The organism is Moorena sp. SIO3I6 (assembly GCF_010672095.1).
Window position 1 is genome coordinate 1 of the sequence record NZ_JAAHHU010000052.1, and the last position, 11,358, is coordinate 11,358.

Consider the following 11,358-nt stretch of genomic DNA (forward strand, 5'->3'; position numbering starts at 1 on the left):
TTTGGCAAAAGGCTTTTCCTATACAAACTGAGCGAGAACGTGGGACGTCAAGTTTTTTGATCACACTAATCATATCAAGTTACTTTTGTCAAGTTTTTTGTAAAGAAATATGTTTATAAAGCATAGCTTATAGGACGGGGAGTGTCAAAACAAAAAGCTGATGGCTGATGACTGATAGCTGATAGCTTAAGTCCTTTGTTTCCAAAGGTTTTCAAATGTCCTATCCTATTTTAATAACTTTCTCAGGGTTATCTCATACTTTTCAAAGACTCGGTTAAGATAGGTTAAATACTTTAAATAATAATTACATAGATTGGAATTAAACCAATACTGTTTTAGTTTAATTCTGTCTACGGACTTAGGAGTCAGTTCTGATATTCGGGAGAATTCTGTGATGAAAGATATCAAAAAAACCGTAATGGTAGGCGCTGCCTTGACTAGTGTCTTGGCTCTAGGTTTAGGTGTAGCATCTGAAAACGCCTTGGCCGGTAAGGAAGGAATGGAAAAATGTGCTGGTATCGTTAAGGCGGGTAAGAACGATTGTGCAGCCAACGGCCATAGTTGCGGCGGGATGGCTAAGGTAGATAGCGATCCTAATGAGTGGATCTACGTTCCTGAAGGCACTTGCAACAAGATTGTTGGTGGAACTATTGTAGGAGAACCAACCTCCAGCCAGGAAACTGAAAAGCCAACCGAGAGTGCGCAAGCCAATTAAAGGAAGCATTCAGCACGCTTGGCACTCAGCTATCAGCTTATGAATCATGGCTGAGTAGTTTTATGTACAAAGATCCCCCCTAACCCCCCTTAAGAAAGGGGGGAATTAGATTCAGCTGAGTAGCGTTATGTACAAAGATCCCCCCTAACCCCCCTTAAGAAAGGGGGGAATTAGATTCAGCTGAGTAGCGTTATGTACACATATCCCCCTTAAGAAAGGTAGGGCTGTTTCATTCTCTAGAAAATAGATGGGGAGATGGGGAGATGGGGAGATGGGGAGAAAAGGAGCGCGAATAGTCGGAATTTTGGCCAAATTTATCTAACCCTCCTCGAAGGCCGAATCACGAATTGTTAGTCATTGGAGTTGCTTCCTCCCAACTAATTTGTCAGATTTTAATGACTAAATTGGCGGATTTTTCGGGAAATTTTAGTTTATTTCCCTATCCCCCTATCCCCCTATCCCCCTATCTCCAATAATCGTTAACTTATTAAAGTTTGAAACAGCCCTGCCTTAAGAAAGGGGGGAATTAGATTCAGTTGAGTAGCGTTATGTACACATATCCCCCCTAACCCCCCTTAAGAAAGGGGGGAATTAGATTCAGCTGAGTAGCGTTATGTACAAAGATCCCCCCTGACCCCCCTTAAGAAAGGGGGGAATTAGAGTCAACTCACCACTACCATGGATAAATCCTAAAAATAATGCCATGACAACAATCCTATGACAACTCATATTTCTTCAGCTTCAATTAACGGTGCTGGAATCGGTTTACGCTCCGCCCATTATCAAGATATCCTTACTCATAAACATACTATACCTTGGTTTGAGGTATTATTAGATAATTATTTAACGTCTCAGGGTTTACCACTCCACTATTTAGAAAAAGTTCGCCAAAACTATCCGGTTACGTTGCATGGCGTCGGTATGTCTTTGGGGTCAACGGACCCTTTAGATTTAGAGTATTTGACAAATTTAAAAGAGTTAGCCCAGCAGATTGAACCAGCATACATTTCCGATCACCTATCCTGGATTTCCGTTAATGGTCACTATCTTAACGATTTAATTCCTCTTCCTTATACCGAAGCAGTGATGGAACATGTAGCCCAACGGATTTTGCAAGCTCAGGAATTTCTAGGTTGTCGGATTTTGATAGAAAACCCATCGGCTTACGTGAGCTTCACAGATTCAACCATGCCAGAATGGGTATTTATCCAACAATTGTTAGAAAAAGCAGATTGTTACTTGTTGCTAGATGTCAACAATCTTTATGTCACTGCTACTAATCAGGGATTTGACCCCCTTGATTACCTGAATACAATACCAGCAACCAGGGTCAAACAAATTCACTTAGCAGGGTATGAAGAACGGGAAGAGTATCTATTTGATACCCACGGTTATCCTGTTCATCCTCCAGTGTGGGAATTGTATCAAGCAACATTAGAGCGCTTTGGTCCGGTGCCTACTCTGATTGAATGGGATACTGATATCCCAGCTTTTGAGGTATTAATGACTCAAGCGAGTAAAGCTCAGGAGTATTTAGATCAGGTAAGTATAACAAAGGGAGTAGGGAGTCGGGAGTAGGGAGTCGGGAGTCGGGAGTCGGGAACTTCGGATCAAAAATTATCACAATTTATTTAGGATACCTATATATAGCATTTTTAAATAGGTCATGAACACTCTTGCTGATTTCTCATATAGCACTACGCATTAAGGTTAGGACATTAATACAAGCTGAAAAGCTTTTGTAGTAAACTTTAGCATGCATGCCTCTTGCCTCTTGCGTTGCGCGTAGCGCTATAACATCAAAAACTATTCGGAGCTCTTTACTACTGTTCCCTGTTCCCTATTCCCTATTCCCTACTCCCTACTCCCTACTCCCTACTCCCTGTTCCCTGTTCCCTGTTCCCGATTCCCTTTGCTATAACCTTAAAAACCGATATAATCATGGAATTAAGGACACTACAACAGCTATTTTACGATGCTGTTTTTGAAAATAATCCTGCCAGTACACAAACCATTGCTCAACACATCAAAGCAGCTAAACAATTGACCCCTGCTGAAGGGTTAGCCATTTATCGTGGCAGTGTCTTAGGCAACCTGAGCCAAACCTTAATGTCAATTTATCCAGTCTGCTGTTGTTTGGTGGGAGAGAAATTTTTTGATGCAACAGCAGTAAGATATATCCAACGCTTTCCTTCTCTATCTATGGATTTAGGGGATTATGGCGAGCACTTTGCTGATTTTCTGGCAAATTTTGAGCCAGCCAAACAGTTACCCTATTTACCGGATGTGGCGCGGTTAGAGTGGCACTGGCATCGGGTGTTTAATGGTGAAGAGGCTACCAGGTTAGATGTCCAAGCATTGAGTACAGTTCCCCAAGAAAAATGGGGAGAACTGATTTTCCATTTACCTAAAAATAGTGTTCTGATTGAGTCGGCTTACCCTATCCATCGCATTTGGGAGGTTAATCAGGCTGAATACCAAGGTGATCAGCAAGTGAATTTGGATGAAGGGGGGATACAACTATTCCTCTGGCGCAATGGTTATGATATGCGCATTGAGCTGCCAACAAAAGCAGAATGGCAACTGCTGAAGGCTTTTCAAGGGGAAAATCGATTTGAAGCCATTTGTCAAGACCTGGCTGCTGATGAATTAGCTATTGATGTAGCATCTGAGTTACCGCGATTTGTACAACGTGGATGGATTGCCAGGTTTTCGATTTAGACAGATCCTTATACAGAAGGATTTCAGCTTATTTCTGTAGAAGTAGAACAGGAGTGGTAGGATTTGAACCTACATCGATCAGTTTAGAAGACTGAGGCCTTGTCCGTTAGGCTACACTCCCAGGATTAGCGAGAATGCAGGGATTTGAACCCCGATTTCTGGTTCCGAAGACCAGCGTGTTGATCCATTACACTACACTCCCAGAAGGCGGAGAGAGAGGGAGTCGAACCCTCAGTAGATTTACATCCACAACTGTTTAGCAAACAGCTTGCTTTGCCAATAGCGACCTCTCCAGAATGGGTTGGGTAGGATTTGAACCTACGGCGCACAGAGGCATCCGTTTTACAGACGGCTTCCTTAACCTGACTTGGATACCAACCCAATTTGCAGTGCCGACGGGAATTGAACCCGCCCTGGAACTGCAATATTTTAAGTCCAGGGTGAGAATTGAACTCACACAATCGGTTTTGCAGACCAATGCCCTACCATTAGGCGACCTGGACACATTTTCTGAAATTTTCAAGGTTCAGATGAGCAAGCAGGTTTGCGGCCTGTATTACTCTGTTATATATATACTACATATGATAATACAAAGTGTCAAGGGTGTAATACAAAATAGTGATTCCCTTAGAGGGTTAAGTGGCTCAATGTGTGAAATAACTACTTTTCAACCCCCTTCTGATCAGTAAATCAGTGTGACCTCCCATCCAACAACCACCAACACCTTCTTTCAGTGAGGAGGAGGCTGCGATCGCAAAAACTCGGAATGATTTAGCATTGGTCGAAATGGAAATTGAAGCAGCTCCACCACTGCGGTTCAAGGTGGATTATCTCAATATCATCCACGACCAAGATAAAATCCAGAAACGACAACAGTTACAGGAAAAACGGATTAAAACACAGATTGCGATCGATTCTGCTATTGCTCGGTTAAATGCTGCAAAAACTCGTTACCAATAGCAGATTTACCGGCATTCTCTGGAGATGATGACGTATCAAACTAATCTACAGCGGCAGCAGTACCAGCTGGCATCTTTGGTGAAGCAATCCCAAGAGGTGGAGAAGGAGCTGGCAGAGTTGAGTATTGTGCGATTCTCCTAGGGAGACGCTGCGCGAACGCCCTATGCTGGTCGGGTGAGACGGGTGAAGATTGTTTCTCAGACAGACCGGGTGATCACTGCTGAAATTACTCTTGATGTAAGGGATGGTGGTTGATTCTAGGGCAAGGGCATATTTGTGGTAATGCTGCCTTTGCTCAATAAGTTGAGAATAATCGGACTATGACACAGCCTTATTCATAGTCCGAGATTATCCGACATTAGCGGTTAAGTATAATATTGTGCTTGTCTTTTATATTCTAACAGCTTCTACAAATAAGGAGCCTGGGATTCCAGATAAAAAATCCAGAAACCAATTAAATTTACCAAAAATTCATAGAAAAGCGTAAAATTAACAAAAGCTTTAAAATCACAATACTCTAATAGGAGTTTTAACAGTTTAGACTGTTATTGAACTGTGACACAGCCTTATGCATAGTTCGAGATTAGGGTTAGGTTTAATATTGTGCTTGTCTTAACGGTATTAAGCTTAATCTCCTTTGGTTCCTAAAAAAAATTAAGGAGAAAATTAGAATGAAGAATTATCTTCAGACTATGGGGCATTTCTGCGTTCCTATAGCTCTTGCTGTTGTCGCTACTTGCACTACGAGTAGTGATGTCCAACAGAGCATCAAAGCTATTGTCCCATGGCTTCAGGTAGCAGCCTTTAGCACTACTACTGTTAATCAGGGATTACAGGCTGCTAAACAATTGCGTCGCTCTAAGTAGAGTTTGATGCTGTAGATGATTAGTACTAGTTGCTGATTATCGGTATAGTTTTACCCCCTAATTCCCCAATCTTGGGAGGAATAAAACTCTAAAAGTCCCCCGAGCGAGGGATTGCTCGCTCGGGGGACTAAGGGGGCTTTTTTTAAAATCAGGCGTTCAGCTTTGCTGTGCCAAAGGCGATCGTGCTTTTACACCGGTAGTCAGTAACACTATCTGACCACTAATACTTGGACTTTTATTCTCTCGTTAAAGTATAATTTTCAGACACGATTAAAATAGCCCAAAAACGCTTTAATAGTCAATTAATTTGTTGATAATTCTATAATTTTAAGCAATTTAATAGTCAATAATCCGTGGTTGATAAGACAAATTACTGAATTTTTCTGCTCAGGATTTAAACAAGGTTTTTTTTTGGGATAATTTTTTTAGTTATCAAGGATGGTATTTACTATCAAGGAATATAAACATGACTAATACGATAAATGGAACACCATTGAATGAATTGCTTGAGGGTACTCCTGGTGATGACCAGATTAATGGTAACGGTGGAGATGATACTCTTAAAGGTTTTGCTGGCAATGACCAAATCAATGGTGGTTCGGGAGATGATACAATTTTTAGCGGTGCTGGCGATGATCAAGTGAATGGCAACGGTGGCAATGATAATCTTAGAGCTGGTGATGAGGGTGATTTTATGGGAAGTAGTACTGGCAACAACCAAATCAATGGTGGTTCCCAAGCTGATACAATTTTTGGCGGTGCTGGTGATGATCAACTGAATGGCAACGGTAGCAATGATGGCAATGATTTACTTGTTGGTTTTGATGGAAATGACACTTTAACAGGATCTTCAGACCAAGAGATATTTGTTGATGGCACTGGCGATGATATTATTTTTGCTAATGGTGGAGATGATATAATTTTTGATAGCCCAGGTTTAGACCAAGTCTTTTTAGGGACAGGTGCTGCTCAAGTCGTTTTAGCTACAGGTGAAGGGTTTGATACTATCTTTAACTTTGATCTTAGTCAAGCTAAATTTGTTATAGGATTTTTTGGAGTAGACTCAGATTTTCAAAACTTGGACTTTTTTGATACAAACCAAGGAACTCAAATAGTTAACGATGGTGACCTTCTAGCAGTTGTAGTTGGAGTTCAGGCTAGTCAAATCGATAATCCTGATCTCTTTACCGATTCAGTATTATTCTAATTTGTGATTGTCAGCTTCACCTATTTGGTAGTTGCTCTTCATTTATGGGGAAAAACTAAAAATATAGGACTTACGCAAATCCCTCAATTTAACGCTACCTGTAGGGTGGGCAAAACCTTGCCCACCCTACCCATGGAGTCTGTGCGTAAGTCCTGAAATAGAAGTTGTTCACAAATCTTTTCTGGAAGTTCAATAGTCCGATGCACTTCCAACTATATTGTTTCTAGACCCGATAATGGGTCTTTTTTTTTGTAATGACTAGTCCGGTGGTTGGATCTGTTTTTTTGATGGCTGCGATTCTCCTACAGAGACGCTACGCGATCGCAAACCCAAACCCCATCTCTACATCCCCTGGATTATCCCATCCAGTACAGCTGCGATTCTCCTACAGAGACGCTACGCGATCGCATAGCCAAACCCCATCTGTACTCAGCTCACGGTAAAGACACCATCCCTAACTCTCCCCGCTAGAACTATCTTCGTCACTGTCGGGAGTTGGAGGTTGGTAAGTCAGCAGGGAGCGAACAAACTCCCTAAATAACTCGGTTTTATTTAGATTGGCTATTTTGCAATAGGCATCCAATGCTTCCCACTCCCTCTTTGGGATAATGCTTACCTCTTTCATTCAAAAGCTAATAACTGATAACTGATAGCTGATAGCTTACATACTATGTCTTAAACTATCCTTAAGTTGCTATTAGCTAAACCTGTTACCATTCTAACTATTTAATTGTAACCAATTATTACCTTTTATATAAATTGTAATAATTTTTTTGATTTTCCACTTGACAACAATACTAGCCAATGTTTATAATATAATCATTGGAAAAAGAGCCGCGCTTCTTGCTTGACCCGGCACAAGCGCGGCTCTCTCCCAAACCACAGTTTAGGTAACTCTATCATGCCAAAAAAACAATCCTTTCATCACCCCATCGAATATCACGAAGCCATGGAGCGTCTTGAGCAGCTTGGACAACAGAGGGAACCGAAGCAGGAAAATTTGTGTCCCTATCCGATCACAGAACGAGAGCAAATTCTAATCCGACTGTACAGTTACTACCAATTGGGTATGACACCACAACGGTTTTACCAAAAGTGGGACGTAACGCAGAACGATATAGCTTTGATCTGTTCTTGTTCCGCTCACACGGTTAATGGCTGGTTTAACACTAGTCGTCGCTGTTACCCTCCCACTGCTGGTCACTTGCGCCATCTGGCGATTATGGATTTTTTGTTGGAAGATTTTGAGACAATTCCGAAGGAGTTATTGGAGCGATTGTGCTTGAAGGAGGAGAGAATGGTGAATTAAGAATTAAGAATTAATTCTTAATTCAGCAAGGCGCAACTAATTAGTAAATCACTGCACCTGGTCCTTCAGAAATACCAGTATTGGGGACTTCTTCGTCTCCAACCCATTCAGAGCCATTAAACACATTACACCACATCCATCCACTGTCTTCTCGCCCTTGATGTAACAGGTAAATTTGGTCATTATAGACTACTGCTGATGGTCCAGCAGTTATCCCAGTTTTATGTATCTTGTGATCTCCAGCCCACTCATTGCCATCGAAGACATTGCACCAGAGCCAACCGTTATCACCTCTGCCCTCGTGAAACACGTATATTTGACCGTTGTAGACTAATGCATCTGGATCATCGGTTAAACCTGTGCCCCGTACCTCTTTATCTCCAGCCCACTCATTGCCATCAAAAACGTTATACCAGAGCCAACCACTATCTCCTCGTCCTTGGTGGAACACATAGAGAAGGTCATTGTATACTACTGCTGATGGACTAGAGGTAATTCCGGTCTTAGGAACTTTTTGATCCCCAGCCCACTCATTGCCATCAAAAACGTTATACCAGAGCCAACCACTATCTCCTCGTCCTTGGTGGAACACATAGAGAAGGTCATTGTATACTACTGCTGATGGGCCAGCACTTATACCAGTATTACCAATTTCTTGATCTCCAGCCCACTCATTGCCATCAAAAACGTTATACCAGAGCCAGCCACTATCTCCCCGTCCTTGGTGGAACACATATAAAAGGTCATTGTATACTACTGCTGATGGATCTCCTGTCATCCCAGTTTTATGAACTTTTTCATCTCCAAGCCACTCATTGCCATCAAAAACGTTATACCAGAGCCAGCCACTATCTCCTCGCCCCTGATGAAATACGTAGATGTTGCTCATTGTTTGTTTCCTAATTTGTCTCTAGTTAATCATACTAGTACCACAATACACCTATAAACATTCTAGAAAGAGCCTAGGGCGTGTTTTCAAAGTTTTCCGCAAGATTTAGATCCCCCCCAGCCCCCCGCGCGGAAGGGGGGAGCCATTCTCAAAGTCCCCCTTTTTTAAGGGGGATAATGGGGGATCTCCGAGGCAAGAAAACACGCCCTAGGGGGGCAAAACTCAGTATAAAAAAACTTGGGAGATATCCTCTAACGGGTGCATGTCAATTTTGTTAACCCCTGATTTTGATCCCCCTAAATCCCCCTTAATAAGGGGGACTTTTCAATCTAATTCCCCCCTTTTTTAAGGGGGGTTAGGGGGGATCTATGTACCTAATTACAAAGTTGACATGCTCCCTCCTCTAACTCCTGACTCCTGACTCCTATTCCTCCTTTACAAACCTAACTTTTTGCACCCCTTCCATCATCTGCAAGCCAAATTGAGCCGAGGTAAAGTTATCTACAGAACCCCCTCCCCCACTACTGCTATTAAACCAAGTTTTCATATTCTCAGCAAGTTGCACAAAATTAATTAACCTGGTGTCAAAATTATTCCAAGGTACAGATATTTGTGAACCTACAATCAGTTCTCCTTGTGCATTCCTTAAATCTTTGGTAATCTCCGTATCATCTATCCCAAAAGGATCGACCCCAGAATGCATAGCTTCAGGTTTTTGGTGAATATCGACGGTTTTAACTTCCCCTTTAAAGATACAAATTAAAACATCTTTAGCTAATTTCTCCATCCGTAATAGGGGTAAAAGATTACCTTCTGTCTCGTCAATAGAATCCGCATCCGCCACTGCTGTATCATAACCATCCACCAGTAATCCGGGCCATCCCGCCACCACTTGCGATCGCATAATAATTCCGGTAAGCTTTTGATCATCACTGCGGGTTAAACCACTGTTGCTAGAACGGGTTACACTATCTTCGGTGACATCTGCCCCTGTTACCCGACCGATACTAAAGGCACCATCCTGTAAACAGTCTACCCATAAAGAATCTACACAGAAGAACCGGATTGATTCTGAGGGGAGTAGTTTTTCATCAGGAACTAAATAGTTAAAAGGTATACCTTTCAACAATTCCAAATCTCTGAACCACTTGAAGACATAGAGGGGAAGGTCTATCGGTGCTGCACTCTGCTTGGGAGTTAAGGGCAAGTGAATTAAAATGTTTTCTAGCTGTTTCAGTCTTTGGCTAAATGCCCTTTTCCAGTTATACAAGCTGGTGGCTATGGTGGAATTTTGCAGAGTTAACATCCTCCCTAATTGCCAAGCTGCTGCATAGGAAGTATCAAACAGTCCTAACTCAGGATCATAACGTAATAATTCATCCGCAGCTTTGGCAGGAAATTCATAGGTATCGGAGTGAAAACCCGTTGCTAAAGGACCATGATACCAGGAAACCGTTTGACTTCCTTCCCGGAGGGAATGGGATAAAGGAACATAGCCCATGGCTAAGGATTTTTCCGCAGTGGAATTCTCATTAACCGGGAGTCTGGGAGTGCTGGGGGTACGATTCAGATTCTTGAGTATTTCGGAAAAGGTTTGTTTAGGATCTACACAAGAAAAACTCCAATTTGCTAAACTCACAAAACGGATCAGGTCTTCATCCCCTGCCCCTTGGAAGTCAAACGTACCGTCATCTTTATAGCGTCCCTCGACGGAAACTAAATGGACGTAACTTGTGCCATTGGGTTGGGGTAGACGGCTACAGACAACAGTGGCAAATTCCTTTTCTTCCTCCGCCTCTTCCGGGGTAGCGTCTTCTGAAACTGTTAAGTCTTCTGCTTTCCGAACATGGGAAATATAGGCAATATCAGCTTTAGTAGGCAAAATATCAGCTACATATTTCTTTTTGATATCGAATACTGCTGTTTGCTCCTCTGCTGTCTGTCCTACGCCATCAAGGACATAGCTGGGGAACTTCACCCCAGATTCCCCCGCTACTAATTCTCCCAGGGTAATAGTTTTTAGTTTGGGTTTATCATTGTCATCCTCAAAATCCGAGTCCCGGAATAATAGTAAAACCAGCCAAGTTAAATTTTCATCACTTTGACCAGGATAACGTTCCCAAGGAAGAGTACTCCGGTTAACAGTGATATGGGGTAGTACGTTGGAATGGTCACCTAAGCTTTCCGGTGGAGGGAAAACGGCGTAAATGTCTTGGGGAGTGAGGGGTTCAAATCGTTCCCCAATTACAGAAAAGATTAATTCCTTGCTATAGGAGACACCATCAGGAATCCTGCCTTTGGTGTCAGAAATAGTTTGCTCCACTTTGATGTGGTATTCCCCACTTTCTAAGGCTGGTTGATGGTACTGAATGAATTTTACTTGTTGTCCTGAGGTGGTTGTAGTCATGATATTTTTCCTGTTGATATTTGTAGTGCTTGGAGGGAGTCAGGAGTTGAGGAGTCAGGAGATAAGGAGATAAGGAGTTAGGAGGTTAGGAGTTGAGGAGTTAGGAGATTAGGAGTTGAGGAGTTAAGAAGATAAGGAGTTGAGGAGTTAGGAGATTAGGAGTTGAGGAGTCAGGAGATTAGGAGTTGAGGAGTTAGGAGATTAGGAGTTGAGGAGTTAGGAGATTAGGAGTTGAGGAGTTAGGAGTTTAGTAGTTATTAGGAAAGAATAAAATTGACTGTTTA

12 protein-coding genes and 5 tRNA genes are annotated in these 11,358 nt (G+C 42.2%); 9 read left to right on the forward strand and 8 right to left on the reverse strand.

Features of this window, described 5'->3' with window-relative positions:
• Positions 1-313: 313 nt before the first annotated feature.
• The 4 genes from F6K49_RS16675 to F6K49_RS16690 all read left to right on the forward strand — a co-directional run bounded on the left by F6K49_RS16675 (position 314) and on the right by F6K49_RS16690 (position 3,436).
• Positions 314-715, forward strand: coding sequence for a DUF2282 domain-containing protein (locus tag F6K49_RS16675; RefSeq protein ID WP_293028472.1), 402 nt, complete (start codon positions 314-316; stop codon positions 713-715).
• A gap of 717 nt (positions 716-1,432) precedes the next feature.
• On the forward strand, positions 1,433-2,293 hold the full coding sequence (locus F6K49_RS16680) for a DUF692 domain-containing protein (RefSeq protein ID WP_293026382.1): 861 nt from the start codon (positions 1,433-1,435) through the stop codon (positions 2,291-2,293).
• Positions 2,294-2,475: 182 nt separating this feature from the next.
• Positions 2,476-2,703: a hypothetical protein gene (locus tag F6K49_RS16685; protein WP_293026384.1), complete on the forward strand. Its 228-nt coding sequence runs from the start codon at positions 2,476-2,478 to the stop codon at positions 2,701-2,703.
• Complete coding sequence (locus tag F6K49_RS16690; protein WP_293098419.1) at positions 2,657-3,436, forward strand: DNA-binding domain-containing protein; 780 nt, start codon at positions 2,657-2,659, stop codon at positions 3,434-3,436. Before F6K49_RS16685 ends, F6K49_RS16690 begins: the two co-directional genes overlap by 47 nt.
• Positions 3,437-3,484: 48 nt before the next feature.
• Here the strand turns inward: F6K49_RS16690 and F6K49_RS16695 are convergent.
• The 5 genes from F6K49_RS16695 to F6K49_RS16715 form a co-directional block, all read right to left on the reverse strand.
• A tRNA-Arg gene (locus F6K49_RS16695) sits at positions 3,485-3,557 on the reverse strand.
• An 8-nt stretch (positions 3,558-3,565) separates the two neighbouring features.
• A tRNA-Arg gene (locus tag F6K49_RS16700) sits at positions 3,566-3,638 on the reverse strand.
• Between the two features lie 6 nt (positions 3,639-3,644).
• Positions 3,645-3,729 (reverse strand) — tRNA-Ser (locus F6K49_RS16705).
• Positions 3,730-3,733: 4 nt separating this feature from the next.
• Positions 3,734-3,817: transfer RNA gene (locus F6K49_RS16710), tRNA-Tyr, on the reverse strand.
• Between the two features lie 51 nt (positions 3,818-3,868).
• A tRNA-Cys gene (locus F6K49_RS16715) sits at positions 3,869-3,939 on the reverse strand.
• A gap of 283 nt (positions 3,940-4,222) precedes the next feature.
• On the opposite strand from F6K49_RS16715, the gene F6K49_RS16720 reads away from it, so the two are divergent.
• From F6K49_RS16720 to F6K49_RS16735, 4 genes are all read left to right on the forward strand, one after another.
• On the forward strand, positions 4,223-4,396 hold the full coding sequence (locus F6K49_RS16720; protein ID WP_293098422.1) for a hypothetical protein: 174 nt from the start codon (positions 4,223-4,225) through the stop codon (positions 4,394-4,396).
• A 671-nt stretch (positions 4,397-5,067) separates the two neighbouring features.
• Positions 5,068-5,262: a hypothetical protein gene (locus tag F6K49_RS16725; RefSeq protein ID WP_293026389.1), complete on the forward strand. Its 195-nt coding sequence runs from the start codon at positions 5,068-5,070 to the stop codon at positions 5,260-5,262.
• 466 nt (positions 5,263-5,728) lie between these two features.
• A complete protein-coding gene (locus tag F6K49_RS16730) occupies positions 5,729-6,469 on the forward strand; it encodes a calcium-binding protein (protein ID WP_293026391.1) in 741 nt (246 codons plus the stop codon).
• Between the two features lie 287 nt (positions 6,470-6,756).
• Complete coding sequence (locus F6K49_RS16735) at positions 6,757-6,912, forward strand: hypothetical protein (protein WP_293098425.1); 156 nt, start codon at positions 6,757-6,759, stop codon at positions 6,910-6,912.
• 11 nt (positions 6,913-6,923) lie between these two features.
• Here F6K49_RS16735 and F6K49_RS16740 read toward each other — a convergent pair whose 3' ends face one another.
• Positions 6,924-7,094 (reverse strand): CopG family transcriptional regulator, encoded by a 171-nt coding sequence (locus tag F6K49_RS16740; protein WP_293026395.1) that lies wholly within the window; start codon positions 7,092-7,094, stop codon positions 6,924-6,926.
• Positions 7,095-7,370: 276 nt separating this feature from the next.
• On the opposite strand from F6K49_RS16740, the gene F6K49_RS16745 reads away from it, so the two are divergent.
• The gene (locus tag F6K49_RS16745; RefSeq protein ID WP_293026397.1) at positions 7,371-7,778 is read left to right on the forward strand and encodes a hypothetical protein; all 408 of its coding nucleotides are present in this window, start codon (positions 7,371-7,373) and stop codon (positions 7,776-7,778) included.
• Between the two features lie 40 nt (positions 7,779-7,818).
• Here F6K49_RS16745 and F6K49_RS16750 read toward each other — a convergent pair whose 3' ends face one another.
• Positions 7,819-8,667 (reverse strand): hypothetical protein, encoded by an 849-nt coding sequence (locus F6K49_RS16750; RefSeq protein WP_293026399.1) that lies wholly within the window; start codon positions 8,665-8,667, stop codon positions 7,819-7,821.
• Between the two features lie 424 nt (positions 8,668-9,091).
• Complete coding sequence (locus tag F6K49_RS16755) at positions 9,092-11,074, reverse strand: hypothetical protein (RefSeq protein ID WP_293098428.1); 1,983 nt, start codon at positions 11,072-11,074, stop codon at positions 9,092-9,094.
• Positions 11,075-11,358 lie beyond the last annotated feature (284 nt).